Genomic DNA, 18538 nt, shown 5'->3' with positions numbered 1-18538 from the left:
CACCGGCTCGCGGCCGGCGACGCGTGGCCCGTCGCGGGCCGGTGCACCTTTGCGGGCCGGTGCCGCCTTCGTGGGCCGGTGCCGGCTTGCCGGACCGCGTTCAGGCGGCGCGGGCGTAGGCCATCTTCAGGTGCCGGGTGCGGCCGTCGCGCACCGAGTGCACCCACACCATGCCGGGCGGGCAGTGCTCCGGATCGTCCGGCGGATTGACGAAGTCGGTCTCCCAGATCAGCAGGTCGCGGCCGGCCGTCGCCTCGCGCAGCCGGGTCCGGACGCCGGCGCCGTAGGTGAAGTCCATCATCCCGATCAGCGCCCCCGGCCCGCCGATCGGCCGGCCCTCCAGCGTCAGCCGCGCGTCCCGGTGGAAGATGCCGGCCAGCATCGCCGCGTAGTCGCCGCGCGACCCCGCCGCGATCGCGCCCGCCGCGTCCTCCCACACGTTCTCCGGCTCGCGCTCCGGATAGGACTCGGCCGTGGCCAGCAGCATCGACGTCAGCGCCCGCCGGCCGTCCCGCAGCCGGCTGCGCACCGTGCCGACCGGGACGCCGCACACCTCCGCGATCTGCCGGTACGACGAGAAGTCCGTGAAGTACCGCAGCAGCACCGTCTCGCGGATCTGTTCCGGCAGCGCGTCCACCGCGTGCCGTACCCAGTCGCGTCGCCCGGCCCGCTCCAGCGCGTCGTCCGGCCGTCCCGCCGCGCCCGCCGGCAGCAGCGGCTCCGGGTCCGCGACCGGTACGGTCCGCGTCGCGGCGCGCAGCCGCAGGCGCGCGTTGTTCCGCACGATCGCGTTCAGCCAGCTGCCCGCCGCGTCCGGGTCGCGCAGCTGACCCAGCCGGTCCAGCCCGGTCAGCAGCGCGTCCTGCACCGCGTCCTCGGCGTCGGCGCCGTAGCCGAGCAGCGCGATCGCGGTCGCCCGCATCCCGGCCAGGTGGCGGCCCGCCAGCACCGCGAACGCCGCCGTGTCACCGTCCTGCGCCGCCCGGACGACCTCCGCGTCCGTTCCGATCACCGTGCACCGCCCCCTCCCCGGAAAGCCCGTCCACGGTACCCGCCGAGGGCTTCCCGCCTCCGGGAAGCCCTCGGCGTCCCGTCAGGCGGCGCGGACCGTGGCCAGCGCCGTCGACCACGCGATGAGCTGGTCGAGCATCGTGTTGAGGGCCGGCTCCTGCTGCGGTCCCGGCGTGAACTCGGTCCAGTTCGTGAAGTCCGTGGCGAACGACAGCGACACCTGCGCCCGCACGTCCGCGACCTGCAGCTCACCCATCACCAGGCGCAGGTGCTCGACCGCCCGGGCGCCGCCGGCCGACGCGCCGTACGAGACGAAGCCCGCCGCCTTGTTGTTCCACTCGTTGTAGACGTAGTCGATCGCGTTCTTCAGCACGCCCGACGGCGCGTGGTTGTACTCCGGCGTCACGAACACGTAGCCGTCGAACTCCGCGACCTTCGCGCTCCAGCGCTTGGTGTGCTCCTGCGTGTACTGCCCCATCGACGGCGGGACCGGCTCGTCCAGGTGCGGCAGCTCGTAGTCGAGCAGGTCCACCAGCTCGAACTCCGCCCCGCCGTGCTTGCGCGCCAGCTCCAGAACCCACTTCGCCACGGCCTCACCGTTGCGCCCCGGCCGGGTGCTGCCGAGGATGATCCCGATCTTCGTCATGTTCGTCTTCCGTCTTCCTTGAGCGGCACTACGCGGTCGCCGGCCTGTACTCGACGACGACGACGATCGTGCATCCAGAAGGTTGCCGTATCAACTAATGCGCGCCCCTCGAGACGTTAACCACATCGTTCAGCCCAGCCTCCTAGGATGCGCTACGGGTGGTGAGCCACGGTGCGTCATGCATGCACCGGCCCCGGAGATGTCACCGAGGCCGGGGTGTGGGGGCGGGTGGGCCGCATGACGAGATCAAGACTGACGGCCCGGAGTGCCGCCCACCCGCCCCCACGCGACAGGCACCGTGATCGGAGACTCAGGCCCGCATCACGGTGGAGATGGGAATCCGCGCCGCCCGCAACGCCGGTACGAACCCGCCCAGCACGCCCGCGACCAGCCCCGCGACGATCCCGGCCACCGCCGCCTCCCACGGGAACTGCAGCTCCGCCAGGAACGGGTCGGACCCGCCGATGACCCCGGAGGCCACCTCCAGCGCCCCCGCCGCGAACCCGATCGCCGCGGCCGCCGTGAGCAACCCGGTCAGCAGCGTCTCCGCGAGCACGATCCCGGCCAGCAGCGACCGTGGTGTCCCCACCGCGCGGCGCAGCGCGAACTCCTCCACGCGTTCACCGACCGTCGCCAGTCCCACGTTGAGGACGCCCGCGACGCCGATCAGCAGCACGAAGGCGGACAGGCCGAGGAACAGCAGCCGCATCAGCCCGATCTGTTCCTGGAAGTCCTTACGCGACTGCACCTCGTACGGTGCGAACTCCATCCCCTTGGCCCGCAGCTTCGACGACAGCACCTGTTCCACCGGCGTCTGCCCGGCCAGCAGCACCTGGATGCCCGCGTTCTCCGTGGACGTCCACTCGGTCAGTTCGTCCATCCGGACGTACGCCTGCGGCCATCCCGTGCCGTCGTCGACCACGCCGACGAACTGCGGCGTGACGCTGTCGCCGGTGCCGCCGTCGATGCGCAGCGCCGCCGGCACCGGGTAGAGCTGGAAGCCCTCCGCCGCCTGCTTGTTGAGCACGATCCGCGGCGACAGCGACGGCACCGTGTCGAAGCTCAGCCAGTCGCCGCTGACGTGGCGGAACGGCCGGAACGACCGCACGTCGCCGGTGAGCGCGTTGAGCTGCATCGAGATGGCCCGCCCGATCGGCGGGCAGACCTGTTCGGGGCCGGTCTGGTTGCAGAAGTCGGCCGGTCCCTCGGTGATCGCGTCCTGGTACGTGCCGCTCGGTCCGGTCTGGATCGGGCTGACGCCGGATTCGCCGATGGTGGCCTGGACCTGGACGAGCGCGACCGCGTCGGCGCGGCCGGCGACGGTGTCGGCGACGACGTCGACGGTGCCGGCCGGGCCGCCGTACAGGTCGGCGACGCGGGTGCCGTCGTACCCGCTGGTCAGTTCGATGTCGGAGAGCAGCGCGCGTTCGGCGATGCTGGCCCCGGCCTGGACCGCGACGACCGCGAGGATGCCGAGGAAGAGGCTGACCATGGACAGCAGCGTGCGGAGTTTGCGGGCGCGGATGCCCTGCATGCCGATGATCAGTGCGGATCGGTTGCGCCCGGAGAGCCGCCTCACGCGCGGACCCGTTCGGCCAGGACCCCGTCGGTGAGGTCGCAGATGCGGCTCATCCGGGCCGCGTGGTCGCGGTCGTGGGTGACCAGGATCAGCGCGCAGCCGCGCCGGGTGGCGCCGAGCAGCGTGTCGATGACGGCGGTGCCGGTCTCGGTGTCGAGCGCGCCGGTGGGTTCGTCGGCGAGCAGGATGCGGGGTTCGCGGACGAGGGCGCGGGCGATCGCGACGCGCTGCTGTTCGCCGCCGGACATCTTGGCCGGCCGGTTCTTGGCCAGGTGGGCGATGCCGACCTGGTCGAGCGCGCCGAGGACGCGGCGGCGGCGTTCCCGGCGGGGGAGCCAGCCCTGGCCGTTGACCAGCGCCATCGCCACGTTCTGCGCCGCGGTGAGGTGTTTGAGCAGGAAGAAGCGCTGGAAGACGAAGCCGAAGTGGGAGCTGCGCAGCTTCGCGGCCCTGCGCTCCGGCAGCCGGTTGATCTCGCGGCCGTCGAGCAGGTAGCTGCCCTCGTCCGGCCGGTCGAACAGGCCGACGATGCTGAGCAGCGTGCTCTTGCCGGAGCCGGACCGGCCGACGATGGCGAGGCTCTCGCCGGCGTCGACGCGCAGGTCGACGCCGTGCAGGATGGTGCGTTTCTGCTGCTGGCCCTTGAGGGTCTTGGTGACGCCGGCCAGTTCGATCAGCGCGCTCATCCGACCGGCCCGGGGAGCACCACGCCGCCGCTGGCCGGGTCCTGGGCGGGCGCTTCGGCGTCGGGCAGGTTCGGGCCGGGGATCGCGATCTTCTCGTCGCCCTTCAACCCGGACTTGATCTCGATGACCTTGCCGTCGGTCAACCCCAGGGTCACGTCGACGGTACGGCGCTGCTGCTCGCCGTCGACGATGTCGACCTTGCCCTTGCCCTGACTGCCGGCGACCGCCTCGACCGGCAGGACGAGCACGTTGGTGGCCTTGCCGGTGACCATCTCGAGCGTGACGTCGACCCCGTTGATCAGCTTGACGTCCTTGGCCGCGGTGCAGACGAGCCGGAGCCCGGTGGCTTCGGAGCCGCTCTGCCCCGGCGGTTGCTGCTCCGGCGGCGTGGTGCCGGTGGGGTCGGGTGCGGGCGCCTCGGGGATGGTGCCGGCCGGCAGCGCGGAGATGGCGCCGAGCGGCTTGCAGTCGAACGGTCCGGGACCGTTCTTGATCTGCGCCTTGACGGTGCCGACGTTCGCGGCGAGCCGGTAGGCGTGCTCGGTGGTGATGTCCGCGACGATGCCGTACCCGGCGTGGGTGGCGGAGACGACCGGCATGCCGGTGGTCACCCGCGCGCCGTCGGCGAGCAGCCGGCCGGCCAGGATCGACCCGGCCGGGATGTTGACCTCGTGGGGTTCGCCGTCCTTCCAGACGCTGGCCACCCACAGGTCGGTGGTGGCCGGCTCGGTCGCGGGTTGCCGGTCGAGGTAGCGGATCTCGCCGTCGACCGGTGCGGTGATGCCGAACACCGGATCGATGGTGACCTTGCCGGTCAGGCTGATGGTGTTGCTGAGGTCCTGGCGGGTCGGGGTCACCGTGGTGAGCACTGTGCCCGGTGCCTCCAGCGTCGGTGTCTCGGCCTCGTCGTCGGCGGGGAGCGAGCATCCCGCGAGGAGCGTGAGCGCCCCCAGGATCGGCAGCCAGCGTCTACCCACATGTCCTCCATCACTGAAAGTGATCGAACGGTAGCCGGGTCTCATCGATGTACCGGCCGGGCAGACCCTACAAGAACAAGGCAATCCGGTGGGGTACGCGGGGGAGTGCCCCGCGTACCCGTCACGCTCCGTTGTGGTCAGTCCTCGACGGACGCCATGAACCAGACCGCGGCCAGGATCAGCGCGAAGCCGAGCACCACGGTGCCGATCAGCACCGTGCGCGGGTACCGGGCGAGTGGCGCCGGGCCGTCGAGCCGCCACCGCAGCGCGGGGAGCCGGTCCGCGAGCGCGACCGTGGCCAGCCAGGCGGCGCCGAGGATCCAGCCGGCCAGCACGTCCGTGGGGTAGTGCACGCCGAGGTAGACACGGGACAGTCCGATCCCGCCGGAAAGGAGCACGGCGGCCACCCACGCGGTCGCGCGGACCGTGTGCGACGCGGTGGCCATGGAGACCAGCCAGGCGACCGCGCCGAGCACGACCAGGGACGTGGTCGCGTGCCCGGACGGGAACGAGAAGCCGTCCTCCACGACCGCGCGCAGCAGCGGATCGGGGCGGTCCCGGGCGATCAGCGCCTTGATGCCGGTGACCAGCATCGCGCCGCCGCCACCGGCGAGCGCCGCGATCAGCGCGGGGCGCACCGCGCGCAGCCGGACCGCCACCGTGATCGCGGCCGCGGCCAGCAGCAGCGTGAGCCCCACCTTGCCGCCGATGTCGGTCAGGCTGATCACCAGCGTGTCCCGCCAGGCCTCGCGCTGCTCCGCGACCCAGGCCACGGCCGGGCGGTCGATCACGGTCAGGTCGTCGCCCTCCAGCACCGCGTCCATGATCTCCAGGAACACGTTGAGCAGCGTCGCGACCAGCAGCAGTGCGGCCGTCACCACCAGCAGACTCGGCGGGACGCGGGTGACGACCCAGTCGAGTGCGGTCCGGCCGCGTTCGACGTCGCGCAGCCGCCGGGCGGCCGGGCGGCCGGCGGCGACCGCGCCGAACGCGACCAGCACCGTCAGGAGCGCCAGGGCGACGCTGATGATCGTGGTTCCGCTCATCGCTCCATCCTGCCTCGTCGGTCCGCGTGACGGCGGGGCGGCCGCGTCATAGTCAGAGAGTCTGAATATCTTCTTGCGTTGATAGTCAGAGCGTCTTTATATTGGGCCGCATGCACGAAGCCTCGCTGTGGATCCTCTCCGCGCTCGCCGACGCGCCCCGGCACGGTTACGGCGTCATCCGCGAGGTGCAGCGACTCTCCGACGGCAGGGTCCGGCTGCTGGCCGGCACGCTCTACGGCGCGCTGGACCGGCTCGCCGCCGACGGGCTGATCGCGGTCGACCGCGAGGAGACGGTCGGCGGCCGCAACCGGCGCTACTACCGGCTCACCGGTGACGGCGAGGCCGCGCTCGAGGCGGAGAGCGAGCGCCTGCGCCGCGCCGCCGAGGCCGCCACCGCGCAGCTCGCGGCGCGCCGCCGGCTCGGCCACGCGCACCGGATCGCCTGGTGACGCCGCCGTCACGGCCGGGGCACCGGCTCGCCGCGCTGGCTTTCCCGCCCGGTCCGCGCCGCGCGGAACTGCTCGACACGCTCGCCGAGTCCGGCGAGCGGCTGAGCGCCCGGGAGACCGCCGACATCCTGTGGCACGGTGCCCGGGCGCGGCTCGGGCGGCCGAAGAACCCGCTGGTCGTACCGCTCGCGTTGCTGGTCATGGTCCTCGGCGCGTTCGTCGGCGGCGTGGCCTCGACCCGGGTGGCGTGGGCGGCCGTGCCACCGCTGCCGAGCGGTGACCGGGCCGCCGCGCTCAACGACGTCGTCTTCCCGGGCCTGCACGTCTACGGCGGCGGTGACGTGCCGGACTTCGTGCCCGCGCCGGACGCCGAGGGCGGGCCGATCCACGGCTACGTGACGTACCTCGCCGAGCACACCGACGCCACCCGCGACGTGGCCGGCTACACCGCGGGCGCCCGCGCACGGCTCACCGCGGCCGGCTGGACCGTCCACGATCTCGTCGTCATCCCCGGCGTGCCGGCCGAGCCCGGATTCTGGGCCGAACGCGACGGCCTGGTGCTGGAGTTCTCCGCCCGCTACTGGCCGGACCTGCCCGCCTACGACTCGGACGGGCACGTCGCCTACTCACTGAGCCGGGCCGCGCCCGAGTGGATGCGGTGGGCCGCGCTGCCCGGAGCGCCGGCCGGTGCGGTGGTCGCGTTCCTGGTGTTCGGCTGGGTCAGCCGGCGCACCGAGCACGGCGACAGCCCGATCGGGCTGCTCGCGATGATCTGGGTGCTGCCGCTGCCACTGGTGCTGCTGTTCGGCTGGGAGGCGGTGCGGATCTGGTGGCACGGCCCGGAACCGGGCTACCCGCCGGTGATCCCGTTCTGGCAACCGCTGGTGTACGACTTCGCGGCCGGCCCGACGTACGCGCTGATCTTCCTGACCCTGGGCGCGCTGCTGATCGCCGCGGCGCAGCGCCCGTTCCCGTTCCCGGTCGCCCTCGTCGCGCGGCACCCCCGCCGCTGGCTGGCGGGCGCGGCGACGGTCCTGGTCGCCGCCGGTGCCGGGTGGGCTGCCGGCGCGATCGGCCCGTGCGACCCGGACGGCGTCCCGGACCAGCCGGCCGTCGCCGCGGCCCGGGACGGCACGACGGCACGCGTCTACGTCGACCCGGCCGCCACCGAGGACCAGCGCAACCTGATCCAGGCCGCGATCGGCCGGGCCGGCGGCCTCGCCGAATGGCACGGCACCGAGACCCGCGACGGCCCCACCACGCTGTCCGTCGGCTGCCCGGTGACGACACCGTGGTTCGACGTCACCTGGACCGTCCCCGGCATGGTCGACCGGCTCCGGCACCAGGCCGGAGACGAACCCGGCGTGGTCGCGATCCGGGCGGGTTGACGCCTCGTCGTTCGGGGCGGCGACGCGGCTCGCCCGCGGACTCCGTGGCTCGCGTGCGGCGCGTTGCCGGCTCCGGTCGCCGCGCGGCGTCAGGGCAGGCGGGGCACGCTGCTCAGCAATCTCCGGGTGTACGGATGGGACGGTGCGCCGAGCACGGCCGCGGTGTTGCCCTGCTCGACGATCCGGCCGCGCTCCAGCACGGCGGTGTGCGCGCAGAGCGTGGCCACCACGCCGAGGTCGTGCGAGACCAGCAGCAGCGTCAGGTCGCGGGTGGCCCGCAGCTCGGCCAGCAGGTCGATGATCTTCACGCGGGTGGTCAGGTCGAGCGCGCTGACCGGCTCGTCGGCCAGCAGCACGCGTGGGTGACAGACGATGGCACGGGCGATCGCGATCCGCTGCCGTTGCCCGCCGGAGAACTCGTGCGGGTACCGGGTCGCGGCGTCGGCGGGTAGCCCGACCGAGTCGAGCGCCTCCGCGACCCGGGCGCCGATCTCGGCCCGGCCGGTGGCCACGCCCAGCCCGCGGAGCGGCTCCGCCACGATCCGGTCCACGCGCTGCCGCGGGTCGAGCGACGAGTACGGGTCCTGGAACACGGTCTGCACGCCGCGCCGGTAGTCCCGCAGCCGCCCCCGGTGCAGCGGTGCCCCGTCGAACCGGATCTCCCCGGTGGTCGGCCGGGCCAGGCCCAGCAGCAGCCGCAGCAGCGTGGTCTTACCCGCCCCGGACTCGCCGACCAGCGCGACACCGCGTCCACCGTGGACGGCGAGCGACACGTCGGTCAGCGCCGGAACCCCGGCCCGGTAGGCGAAACCGACGGACGCGGCCTCGATGATCGGCTCAGTCATGCGCGTTCCCGTCACTGCTCTTCCGCACCCCGTCATCGAAGACGACGCCCGGCGTGGTGCCGCTGCCCGGCGTGGTGCCGCTGCCCGGCGTGGCGCTGTTGCCCGGCGTGGCGCTGTTGCCCGGCGGCAGCGGGAGGTCGAGGGCCGCGTCGAAGCGGCGCGCGCCGGCGACCAGCGTGCGGGTGTACTCGTGGGACGGCGCGCCGATCACCGACGCGGCCGGGCCGGACTCGACCACCCGGCCGTCGCGCATGACCAGCAGCCGGTCGGCGATCCGGGCCGCGACCGGCAGATCGTGCGTGATGAACAGCAGTGCCATGCCGCGGTCGCGGACCAGCCCGTCGAGCAGGTCGAGGATCTCGGCCTGCACGGTCACGTCCAGCGCGGTGGTCGGCTCGTCCGCGATCAGCAGCCGGGGCCGGCAGGCCAGCGCCATCGCGATCGCCACCCGCTGCCGTTGCCCGCCGGACAGCTCGTGCGGGAACGACCGGGCCGCGCCCGCGGGCAGCCGTACCTCGTCGAGCGCCGCGGTGACGGCCGTGTCGAGCGCCGGGCCGCGCAGTCGCCGCCAGCGCCGCAGCGGTTCCGCGATCTGCCTCCCGACCCGCATCAGCGGGTCCAGCGCGGTCAACGGCTCCTGGAACACCACGGCCGCGACGCCGCCACGGGCCCGGATCCGCTGCCGCTCCGGCGCGCCCACCATGTCGACCGTGCCGTCGAGGACCGCGGAGCCGGTGGCGGTCAGGCCGGGCGGGAGCAGACCGGTGACGGCGAGCGCGGTCAGCGACTTGCCGGAGCCCGACTCGCCGATCAGTCCGGCCCGGGCGCCCGGCGCGACCTCGAACGACACGTCGTGGACGAGTGTGCGGCCACCGCTGCGCACGGTCAGGCCGGCGACGGACAGCACCGCGGTCATCGCGACCTCCGGCGGCCGAGGCGGCGGGAGTGCTTAGGGGTGGAGGACGGGACCGGCCGGTGCGGGCCGGCGGCTGGCGTGCTCATCGGGACCTCCGGCGGGTCGGGTCGGCGAGGTCGCGGAGGCCGTCGGCGGTCAGGTTGATGCCGACGACCAGGGCGACCAGGGCCAGGCCGGGGGCGATCGCGGCGACCGGCGCGGTGAGGACGGTGCCCTGGGCCTCGAAGAGCAGGCGGCCCCAGGACGCGTTCGGTGGGGGTGTGCCGAGGCCGAGGTAGGACAGCGACGCCTCGGCCAGCACCGCGAGGCCGGCCTGCAGCGCGAGGTTGACCAGCACGACCGGCCAGATGTTGGGCAGCACGTGGGTGAGCACGATCCGCGGCCAGGACACGCCGGAGATGCGTGCCGCGGTGATGTAGTCGCGGGACAGCACCTGCTTGACCAGGATCCGGGTCAGGCGGGCGACGATCGCGGCCATGGCCAGCCCGATCGCGAGCACGGCCGCGCCGAGTGAGGCGCCGAACCCGGCCACGATCAGCATGGCCAGCAGCAGCGTGGGGAACGCGATCAGGATGTCCAGCGTGACCGCGACCGCGTCGTCGAGCCAGCGGGCCGCGAAGCCGGCCAGCAGTCCGAACAGGACGCCGAGCAGGCCACCGACGGTGACCGCGCCGAGTGCGGTGCCGATCGCGATCCGGCCGCCGATCAGCAGCTGGGTGAACAGGTCGCGGCCGAGCTTGTCGGTGCCGAGCCAGTGGTCGCCGCCGGGTGGGGACAGCCGCCCGCCGCCGGTGTCGTCCGGGGCGAACGGCAGCCACAGGTACGACAGCAGGACCGCGCCGCCGATCACGCCGACCAGGACCAGCCCGGCGGCCAGGTGCAGGCGCCTCATGAGCGGCCGCGCAGCAGACGCGGGTCGGCGACGCGCTGGGCGACGTCGCCGAGGAAGCCGACGGCCAGCACCGCGAACGTGCTGACCAGCATGACGCCCTGGATGACCGGGTAGTCGCGCTGGGCGATCGCCCGGGTCAGCATGGAGCCCAGGCCGGGCAGGGCGAACACGCTCTCGATGACGACCGCGCCGAGGAACGTGGTGGCCAGCTCGATCGCGAGCACCGCGATGACCGGCGCGGCCGCGTTGCGCAGGCCGTGCCGCCACATCGCGGCGGGCAGCGACGAGCCGAGCGCGCGGGCGGTGCGCAGGAAGTCGCTGCCGAGCACGTCGAGCGTGGCCGCGCGCACGTAGCGGATCAGCGACGCGGACATCACCAGCGCGACCGTGACGACCGGCAGCGTCAGCGCGGTGGCGGCCGCGGCCGGGTCGGACCAGCCGGCCGGCGGGAAGCCACCGGCCGGGAGCACGCGCAGGTTCAGCGCGAAGATCGTGACGAGCAGCAGGCCGAGCCAGAACGCGGGTACGGCGAGCCCGAACTGCGCGACGCCGTTGAGCAGCGGCCCGTCCCACTTCTCCGCGCGGTAGGCGGCGAGGAAGCCGACCGGTACCGCGATCAGCACGGCCAGCACGAAGCCGGCGAGCGTGAGCGGCACGGTCACCGGCAGCCGCGCGGCGATCTCCGGGCCGACCGCCAGGTTGCTGATCAGCGACCGGCCGAGATCGAAGGTGACCGCGTCGCCGAGCCAGGAGAGGAACTGCGCGGCCACCGGTTCGTTCGTGCCCAGCTCCCGCCGGGCGGCCTCGATCTGCGCGTCGGTCGCTCCCACGGAGAGCAGCGCGTTGACCGGGTCGCCCGGCAGGAACCGGAGCAGGAGGAACAGCACCACGCTGGCGAGGGACAGCGATGCCAGCAGCAGCGCGGTCCGGCGTACCAGGTAGGTGATCATGATTGCCGAATCTAGCTCTTCACGATGTCGTACACGAAGAACTGCGAGTTGCGGCCGTTGAGCGGGTAGCCCGACAGGTCGGCCGAGGCGACCACGATCTGCGGGTAGAGGTACAGCCAGTCGCTGGCCGCCTCCGCCGCGATGATCTTGTTGGCCTGCTTCAGCAGGTCGGCCTGCGCGGCCTCGGTCTTCGCGGCCTCGGCCTGCTTCACCAGGTCGGCCACGGTGGCGTTGTCGTAGCCCCAGTAGAAGTCCGGGTTGCCGTACCAGACGACGTCGCGGTCGTTGACGTGCTCCTGCATCGTGGCCTGGAAGTCGCGCTCCTGGTAGACCTTCGTGTACCACTCGTCGGACGTGATCGTGTTGATCTCGACGGTGACGCCGATCTTGGCGAGCTCGCTCTTGATGAACGTGGCCGCGGTCGGGTGCGGGTCGTAGTTCGGCGTGTCCAGCGTGAACGTGAAGCCGTTCGGCACGCCGCCCTCGGCGAGCAGGCGCTTGGCGGCCTCGACGTCGTAGGCGTTGACCGCGGTCAGGTCCTCGTACCAGGGGTCGCCGGGCGGGACCATCGAGCCGATCAGCGTGCCGTACTCGCCCCAGATCGAGTTGAGCAGCTTCGCGTTGTCGATCGCGGCGCTGACCGCCTTGCGGACCGGCACCTTGTCGAACGGCGCGACCCGGTCGTTGAACGCCAGCAGCAGCTTCGTGGTCGACGTACCCTCGTTGATCTTGTAGGCGGGGTTGGATTCGAACTGGGCCAGCGCGTCCGGGGACTGCTCGCTGGTCACGATGTCCACCGCGTTCGTGAGCAGCGCGTTGTTGAGCGCGGTCGCGTCCGTGAAGTAGTGGAAGACCGCGCCCGCGTTCTTCGCCTTCGTGCCCCAGTACGCGTCGTTGCGGGTCAGCGACAGCGTCGCGCCGCGCTTCCACTCGCCGAGCCGGTACGGCCCGGTGCCGTCCGCGGTCGTGGTCAGGTCGCCCGCGGCGGTGTTCACGATCCACACGTAGCTGAGGTGGTAGACGAACGAGATCGACGGCGCGGACAGCGTGACCGTGACGGTCTTGTCGTCCGGCGTGGCGATCTCCTTGATCACCGCGAGGCTCGACTTCCGCGCGGACCTCGACGTCTCCGCGGTCACCCGCTCGATGCTGGCCTTCACGTCCGCGCTGGTCAGCGCCTTACCGGAGTGGAACGTCACGCCGTCGGCGAGCGTGAACGTGTAGGTCAGCCCGTCCTCGCCGACGGTGTGCGCGGTGGCCAGCAGCGGCTCGACCGTGCCGGCGTCGGTGAGCCGGAACAGCCCCTCGTAGACGTTGCCGTTGAGCGCCTCGGTGACGCCCTGGCCGCCGCCCGCGGTGTTGTCCAGGTTCTGCGGCTCGTAGACCGAGCCGATGTCGATCGTCTGTGCGGCGCTGTCGGCCGGGGTGTCGTCCCCGCCGCCACCGCAGGCCGACAGCAGCAACGCCGAGGCGGCCGCGACGGCTATCCATGCCCTTTTCACGGGATGTGTCTCCTAGTGGATGGTGAAACCGTTGGTGAAGACGGGTTGCTTCTCGCCGGCCGCGACCGGCAGGCGCAGTCGGTTCTGCGGCGGCGGCATCGGGCAATTGAAGTGCGCGGAGAACCCGCACGGCGGCACGTAGGCCCGGTTGAGGTCGAGCGTCACCGTGGTCGCGCCCGGCTCGCGCCGCACGGACAGGAACCGGCCGGGTGCGTAGACGTCGTTGCCGGTCAGGGCGTCCGCGAAGACCAGCAGCAGCGTGCCGCCGTCGTCGAAGGCGAGCAGCGTGTAGTCGCGGCCGTCCAGCGTCAGCGAGATGTCGCCGGGGACGGCCAGCTCACGCGTACCCCCGTTGTCCTTGATGTGTTCGAACGGGACCTTCCGGGCGCCGGGCACCTCGGTGTAGCGGGCCTCGAGCACCCACGCCGGGTCGTAGTCGAAGCGGGCCACATGGTCGAAGGCGTTGATGGCGGCGGAGTCGGCGTCCCAGAGCCGCACGCCGCGCTCGGTCTCGCCGGTCAGCGGGTCGGTGCGGCGCAGCCGGGTCGCGGTCACCGTGTCGCGCTGCCCGGCCAGGGCCGCGTCCGGGTCGTCCGCGCCCCACCGGGTCTCGATCAGCGCGAGATTGCCCTGCGGTGCCGTCAGCCGCGCGTGCCGCGCCCGCTGCCACTCCAGAAAATCATCCGGCGGTACGACGAGCGCCATGCCTTCCACGCCTCCCAGCTGCGGTTCCTGTCTGCGACGCCGAGAAACCTACAACGTTGGTAGGTTTAATTGACAGTCCGCGCCACGGTTAGTGACGCGGACGACTCGACTAGAGATCAGCAACGCGTGGCAGGCGACGTTCTTCCTGGTCGGCGACGTGATTCAGGACGCAGCGTGGCGAATCGTGCGCCCGTGCGGCCAGTCCGGATCGGTGGTCTTCGGCGGCGTCGGCTCCTCCGGGTCGTCGAGCGGCGGCGGCCACTCGGGGTCGGTCGGCGTCGGCGGCGGTGGCGGCGGTGGCGTGGGCTCGTCGGGATCGGCCGGCGGTGGATCCGACAGTACGGTCATGTCCAGTGTGTCCATCGCATCGACGATAGTCATGGTCGGCAAATGGGAACGGTGTGTGCGCATGCTGACTACGACGTGCGATTCATGCACGCAAAGACTCCGGCCGAACACCGACTGTAGCCAGACGAATTTCGCGGTGAAAGCGCAGTTCACGCACGTGATCACAGATCTTGGCGAAGAAATCGAGCCGGATGGCATCTACATTCCGCGCCCCACAGAGAGTTATATGCGAACGGGGACGACTTTCTTGTGGGGGATCAATGATCGAGATGGGGGAGCGGGCGGCGTGAGCCAGTCGGATCACGCCGCCCGATGGGACGACACCGGGCGCCTCGACGCCGCACGCCTCGACGCGCAGTACGACGCCGAGTGCAACGCCATGATCGAGGACACCTACGCGCGGGCCGAGGCGGTGCTGCGGCTCGGCGGCGACCACTCCGACCTGGTCCGCGGCGCGCTGCACGAGGCCTACCTGATCGCGCGGCGCAAGTGGGGACAGATCCGCGAGTTCGAGGCGCCGCTCGGCTGGGTGATCAAGACGGCGCACAACGTGCTGCGCCGCGAGCGGGCGAAGGCCGACCGGGAGACCGCGCTGCCGGACGAGATGCCCGGCGCGCCCGCGTCCGCCACCGACTCCTGGGAGGCCGAGCAGCTGCGGCGGTTCTGGCTGGCCCAGCTCCCGCCGCGGCAGGCCCAGGTCTTCGAGCTCGCCGAGCAGGGCTTCTCCAACCCGGAGATCGGCCGCACGCTCGGGCTCGCCGACAGCAGCGTCCGGTTCTACAAGTCCGACGCGCGCCGCCGCCTGCAGGAACTGGCAGGTGCCGCCGATGCGACTCGATGACGTGCTGCGGCTCGCCGCCGGACACACCCCCAGCGCGCTGGAGCAGGCGCGCTTCCGCCGCGTCGCCCGGCAGGTGCTGCTCGACCACCGCCAGGACGCGCCCACGCCGGAGGCCGACCTCGCCGACCCGCTCACCACGTCGCAGGACGAGGTCACCCGGATCACCCAGGCGGCCCGCACCGCCGGCCTCGGCGTCATCGCCTGGGACCGCGCCGCCGGGCGGCTGACCTGGTCCGCCGGCATGACGCAGCTGCTCGGCCGGGCCCCGGCCGCGCCGCGGCACGCGTCCACCGGCGCGCCCGACGACGTGGTCACCCCGGCCGTGCTGATGTCCTGCATCCACCCGGACGACCTGGTCGCGGTCACCGCCGCGGTCGAGGACGCGTGGGCGCAGACCCGGCCGGCCGAGGTCACGTTCCGCGCCCGCCGCACCGACGGCAGCACGCGGTACGTGCACGCGCTCATCGAGGTCCCGGCCAACGGCATCGTCGCCACCTGTGAGGACGTCACCGCGCCGGAGCTGGCACGGCGCGAACGGGCCCGGCGGGCCACCCGCGAGGAGATGCTCTGCGCCGGCCCGCCCACCGGGCTGCCGACCCGGGAGTACCTGATCGACGAGGTGGACCGCGCACGGCGTACCGGCGACGGCATGGTGTTCGTGATCGCGGCCGAACCCGGCACCACCACGCTCGGCGAGGACGACCGGGACACGCTGGCCGCCGAGATCGGCCGGCTGCTGACCGGCGCGAACCCGCCGCACGCCACGCACGGCCTGGTCGCGCCCGGCCTGTTCGGCGTGCTGCTGCGCGGCACCACCACGCCGGCCGAGGCGGAACGGCTCGCGGTCGCGGCCGTCGGCCGGGTCCGCAACCACCTGTTCTCCGGCGTGCGGGTCAACGCCTGGGCCGGCGCGGCCTGCTTCGCGCGGGGCACCGACGCCGACGGCTTCGAGCTGGTCACCGACGCGGAGCACGCGGCCGCCGAGGCCCGCCGCACCGGCCACCACGCCCAGGTCGCGGCCGTCCCGGCCGGTCGCGCGGCCCGGCTGCGCCGCTGCCGCACCGCCGTGCGCGGCGCGGTCGCCAACGACCGGTTCACGCTCGCCGCGCAGCCGATCCTCGACCTCGACCTGAACCGGATCACCCGGCACGAGATCCTGCTCCGGGTCCGCGGCGAGTCCGGTGAGGCGGGCGCGCCGTGGGCGTTCCTGGACACCGCGGAGCGCATCGGTGAGATCCTCGCGGTCGACCGCTGGGTGATCGACCACGCGATCAAGCTGATCGGCCGCGGCGCGCTGGACTCGCACTGCCAGATCAACGTGTCCGGCCGGTCGCTGGCCGACCCCGGGCTGCTCGACCACGTCACCCGCGCGCTGGCCCGGCACCGGGTGCGGGCCGACCGGCTCACGTTCGAGATCACCGAGACGGCCGCGATCGACAACCGCAACGAGGCGCTGGCGTTCGCGACCGGCGTGCGGCAGCTCGGCGCGCAACTGGCGCTCGACGACTTCGGCACCGGCCACGCGTCCCTGCTGCACCTGCGGACGCTACCGATCGACCTCGTCAAGATCGACGGCCGGTTCGTCACCGGGCTGACCCGCACGCCCGCGGACCGGTCCCTGGTCGAACGGCTCACGCTGATCTGTCACGACCTCGGCATCCGGGTCGTGGCCGAGAAGGTGCCGGACGCGGACACCGCCGCGCTCCTGCGCCGCTACGGCGTCGACTTCGCGCAGGGCTTCCACATCGGACGCCCGGCGCCGATGATCGACCCGTCCGGCCGGATCGAGCTCGACCTGCGCCCGATCGCGAAGCTGGGCTGACCGTGCACCCATTGACCGCCTGGTGGGCGGCGCACGCGGCGGACCTGGCCGTCGAGCGCCGCCTGCTGCGTGACTACCTCGCCACGCTGACCTTCACGATCGGTTGGTGGCACTGGCTGATGACCACGAAACCGATCCGTCGCGACCGTCTCACCCTGCGCGTCGACGCCCACGTGAGCACGCTGCGCGCGCTGTGCGCGCCGGCCGTCGCCCTCGATCCCCGCCTCGCCGAGTGCGACCGGGAGGCGGCCCGCTTCCTCGCCACCGCCGACACGGCCCCGCACGAACCGGACGACGTCGCCCGCCTCCGCGATCCGCTGCGCCGCGCGCTCGACCTCCTCGACGACGTCGAGGCCGAGATGCTGCGGCCGCCCGGGCGGTGACGGCGACTATCCGCGGTGGACGGTGAAGCTGCTGGACTCGGCGAAGTCGTCGGAGTTGTCGGACTCGTCGATCCAGAGCTCGATGTTGCGGTGGTGGACGACGTGGGTCGGGTAGTTGACCGAGCGCAGCGTGACGGTGCCGGGCGCGGCGCCCTCCTCGGGACAGAACGTCGCGTCCTGGCGGAACAGGTCGGAGTCGTCGAGCGGGTCGAAGCGCAGGCGGTAGCCGGAGTGGCGCATGTAGCGGTCGCCGGAGCGGAACGTGAAGCAGGCCGCGTCGGCGAGGCCCTCGACGACCTCCAGCGCCGGGGCGTTCGCGGTGATCACGGCCAGGTCGTCCACACTCGACACCAGCGAGCCGGGCGAGGCGACGGACTCCAGCTCGTACGAACCGGTGGCCAGCTCCACCGGGCCCTCGGACGGCGGCGCGGCGGACGGGGTGCCGGCGACCGGGGCGGCGGACTGGGCAGCGGCCTCGTTGAGGTCGCGCAGCGGGTCCGGCTCGGAGACGCCGCGCCAGACGAGCCAGCCGAGGGCGAACGCGGCGACCATGCCGAGCGCGACGGCCGCGGTGACGCCGGGGTGCACGCGGTGGAACAGGCCGTTTCGCGGTGGGCGGGGGTCGTGCGCGCCCTTGCCGTAGACGGTGCCTGACAATGCCGCTCCTCGGGGTGTCGGAAGAACTCAACCGGCGGCGAAACTGTACAAAGCCGTCGCCAGTGTTCCGGGTCCGGGTGCGCCGGTAGGGTGGTCGTCCGTGGCGGTACGCATTGATATCGAAGCTTTCCGGGAGTCCGTGGCGGCACCGGTCCTGGACGCGGCCGACCGGCTCGTGGCCGACGGCGCGGTCGGCGAGCTGGAGTCGTCCGGTGGTGGCGTGCTCGCCGACGTCGCCGACGTGCAGGCCTGGGCCGGCATCGTGGACGGCGAGCTCGGCGGCGACTGTGACTGCGGGTCCGGTGAGCGGCTGTGCGCGCACGTGGTCGCGCTCGCGCTGACCGCGGTCGGCACCGGCTTCCCGTTGCTGGCCTCCGCGACACCGCCGGGTCCGGACACCACCGACCCGGAGCAGGCCCGCTACCTGGCGGCGCTGCGCGGGCTCACCGGGCGGCAGGTGGCCGCGCTGGTGGTGGACACCGCGCTGCGGGACCGGCTGTTCGCGGTGCGGCTGCTCGGCGAGGCCGGGCTGCTCGACGCGGACGCGGCGGCGAACGGGCTGGAGGACTTCCGGGCCGCGATCGACGTGGCCGCCGAGGACGAGGACGCGTGGGCGGCCGGCACCCGGCTGGCCGAGGAGGCGGAGATCCTGCTGCAGTACCCGGCGACCACGGCCGCGCTGGAGCTGGTCGAGGACGCGCTGCAGGTCTGGGACGAGCTGGCCGCGGAGATCGCCGACGACCCGGGTGAGATCACCGAGGTGCTCGTCGAGGGCCACCGTGAGCTGTGCGAGCGGCTCGGCCTGGACGAGGCGGAGGGCGCCGCGCGCCTGGACCGGGTGGCGGCGTCCGTGCGGTACGGGACGATCGTGCCGTCCGGCCGGTAGCCTGGTGCC

At 73.0% G+C, this 18538-nt stretch carries 20 protein-coding genes; 6 read left to right on the top strand and 14 right to left on the bottom strand.

All coding sequences use genetic code 11. From position 1 onward, the window contains the following. Window positions 1–100: 100 nt before the first annotated feature. From J2S44_RS06070 to J2S44_RS06045, 6 genes are all read right to left on the bottom strand, one after another. Entirely contained in the window at window positions 101–1012 is a 912-nt protein-coding gene (locus J2S44_RS06070; protein WP_310409719.1) for an RNA polymerase sigma factor, read from the bottom strand. A gap of 81 nt (window positions 1013–1093) precedes the next feature. Beyond that, window positions 1094–1657 carry an NADPH-dependent FMN reductase gene (locus J2S44_RS06065; protein ID WP_310409717.1) on the bottom strand — a complete coding sequence of 188 codons (564 nt, stop codon included), beginning with the start codon at window positions 1655–1657 and terminating at the stop codon, window positions 1094–1096. 310 nt (window positions 1658–1967) lie between these two features. Next, complete coding sequence (locus tag J2S44_RS06060) at window positions 1968–3236, bottom strand: ABC transporter permease (protein WP_310409716.1); 1269 nt, start codon at window positions 3234–3236, stop codon at window positions 1968–1970. Then, on the bottom strand, window positions 3233–3922 hold the full coding sequence (locus J2S44_RS06055) for an ABC transporter ATP-binding protein (protein WP_310409714.1): 690 nt from the start codon (window positions 3920–3922) through the stop codon (window positions 3233–3235). The genes J2S44_RS06060 and J2S44_RS06055 overlap by 4 nt, the downstream gene beginning before the upstream one ends. After that, the gene (locus J2S44_RS06050) at window positions 3919–4899 is read right to left on the bottom strand and encodes an efflux RND transporter periplasmic adaptor subunit (protein WP_310409712.1); all 981 of its coding nucleotides are present in this window, start codon (window positions 4897–4899) and stop codon (window positions 3919–3921) included. Before J2S44_RS06050 ends, J2S44_RS06055 begins: the two co-directional genes overlap by 4 nt. 137 nt (window positions 4900–5036) lie before the next feature. Continuing rightward, window positions 5037–5945, bottom strand: a complete 909-nt coding sequence (locus tag J2S44_RS06045) for a phosphatase PAP2 family protein (RefSeq protein WP_310409710.1) — start codon at window positions 5943–5945, stop codon at window positions 5037–5039. A gap of 110 nt (window positions 5946–6055) precedes the next feature. Here J2S44_RS06045 and J2S44_RS06040 point away from each other — a divergent pair, with 110 nt between their 5' ends. Beyond that, a complete protein-coding gene (locus J2S44_RS06040) occupies window positions 6056–6394 on the top strand; it encodes a PadR family transcriptional regulator (protein ID WP_310409708.1) in 339 nt (112 codons plus the stop codon). Continuing rightward, entirely contained in the window at window positions 6391–7782 is a 1392-nt protein-coding gene (locus J2S44_RS06035; RefSeq protein WP_310409707.1) for a hypothetical protein, read from the top strand. The genes J2S44_RS06040 and J2S44_RS06035 overlap by 4 nt, the downstream gene beginning before the upstream one ends. Window positions 7783–7871: 89 nt before the next feature. On the opposite strand, the gene J2S44_RS06030 is transcribed toward J2S44_RS06035, so the two are convergent. The 7 genes from J2S44_RS06030 to J2S44_RS06000 all read right to left on the bottom strand — a co-directional run bounded on the left by J2S44_RS06030 (window position 7872) and on the right by J2S44_RS06000 (window position 13955). Continuing rightward, on the bottom strand, window positions 7872–8627 hold the full coding sequence (locus J2S44_RS06030; protein ID WP_310409705.1) for an ABC transporter ATP-binding protein: 756 nt from the start codon (window positions 8625–8627) through the stop codon (window positions 7872–7874). Further along, entirely contained in the window at window positions 8620–9543 is a 924-nt protein-coding gene (locus tag J2S44_RS06025) for an ATP-binding cassette domain-containing protein (protein WP_310409703.1), read from the bottom strand. The genes J2S44_RS06030 and J2S44_RS06025 overlap by 8 nt, the downstream gene beginning before the upstream one ends. A gap of 82 nt (window positions 9544–9625) precedes the next feature. Beyond that, window positions 9626–10435 carry an ABC transporter permease gene (locus tag J2S44_RS06020; RefSeq protein WP_310409701.1) on the bottom strand — a complete coding sequence of 270 codons (810 nt, stop codon included), beginning with the start codon at window positions 10433–10435 and terminating at the stop codon, window positions 9626–9628. Further along, window positions 10432–11385 (bottom strand): ABC transporter permease, encoded by a 954-nt coding sequence (locus J2S44_RS06015; RefSeq protein ID WP_310409699.1) that lies wholly within the window; start codon window positions 11383–11385, stop codon window positions 10432–10434. Before J2S44_RS06015 ends, J2S44_RS06020 begins: the two co-directional genes overlap by 4 nt. A gap of 11 nt (window positions 11386–11396) precedes the next feature. Then, window positions 11397–12887, bottom strand: a complete 1491-nt coding sequence (locus tag J2S44_RS06010) for an ABC transporter substrate-binding protein (protein ID WP_310409697.1) — start codon at window positions 12885–12887, stop codon at window positions 11397–11399. Between the two features lie 12 nt (window positions 12888–12899). Then, window positions 12900–13592, bottom strand: coding sequence for a DUF1684 domain-containing protein (locus J2S44_RS06005; protein ID WP_310409695.1), 693 nt, complete (start codon window positions 13590–13592; stop codon window positions 12900–12902). A 162-nt stretch (window positions 13593–13754) separates the two neighbouring features. Then, window positions 13755–13955 carry a hypothetical protein gene (locus tag J2S44_RS06000; RefSeq protein WP_310409693.1) on the bottom strand — a complete coding sequence of 67 codons (201 nt, stop codon included), beginning with the start codon at window positions 13953–13955 and terminating at the stop codon, window positions 13755–13757. Between the two features lie 271 nt (window positions 13956–14226). Between J2S44_RS06000 and J2S44_RS05995 the strand changes: the two genes are divergently transcribed. The 3 genes from J2S44_RS05995 to J2S44_RS05985 are packed head-to-tail and all read left to right on the top strand — an operon-like array spanning window position 14227 to window position 16986. Next, the gene (locus J2S44_RS05995; RefSeq protein ID WP_310409692.1) at window positions 14227–14781 is read left to right on the top strand and encodes an RNA polymerase sigma factor; all 555 of its coding nucleotides are present in this window, start codon (window positions 14227–14229) and stop codon (window positions 14779–14781) included. Next, window positions 14768–16603 (top strand): EAL domain-containing protein, encoded by a 1836-nt coding sequence (locus tag J2S44_RS05990; RefSeq protein ID WP_310409690.1) that lies wholly within the window; start codon window positions 14768–14770, stop codon window positions 16601–16603. The genes J2S44_RS05995 and J2S44_RS05990 overlap by 14 nt, the downstream gene beginning before the upstream one ends. A gap of 2 nt (window positions 16604–16605) precedes the next feature. After that, window positions 16606–16986, top strand: a complete 381-nt coding sequence (locus J2S44_RS05985; protein ID WP_310409688.1) for a hypothetical protein — start codon at window positions 16606–16608, stop codon at window positions 16984–16986. Window positions 16987–16992: 6 nt separating this feature from the next. Here the strand turns inward: J2S44_RS05985 and J2S44_RS05980 are convergent, their stop codons facing one another. Next, window positions 16993–17643, bottom strand: coding sequence for an AbfB domain-containing protein (locus J2S44_RS05980; RefSeq protein WP_310409686.1), 651 nt, complete (start codon window positions 17641–17643; stop codon window positions 16993–16995). A gap of 100 nt (window positions 17644–17743) precedes the next feature. Between J2S44_RS05980 and J2S44_RS05975 the strand changes: the two genes are divergently transcribed. Then, window positions 17744–18529 carry a hypothetical protein gene (locus J2S44_RS05975; protein ID WP_310409685.1) on the top strand — a complete coding sequence of 262 codons (786 nt, stop codon included), beginning with the start codon at window positions 17744–17746 and terminating at the stop codon, window positions 18527–18529. Window positions 18530–18538: the final 9 nt, after the last annotated feature.

This window comes from Catenuloplanes niger (assembly GCF_031458255.1).
GTDB classification, from domain to species: Bacteria; Actinomycetota; Actinomycetes; order Mycobacteriales; family Micromonosporaceae; genus Catenuloplanes; species Catenuloplanes niger.
Note: the sequence above shows the minus strand (reverse complement) of the source record. Positions and strands in the feature narration are given on the sequence as shown.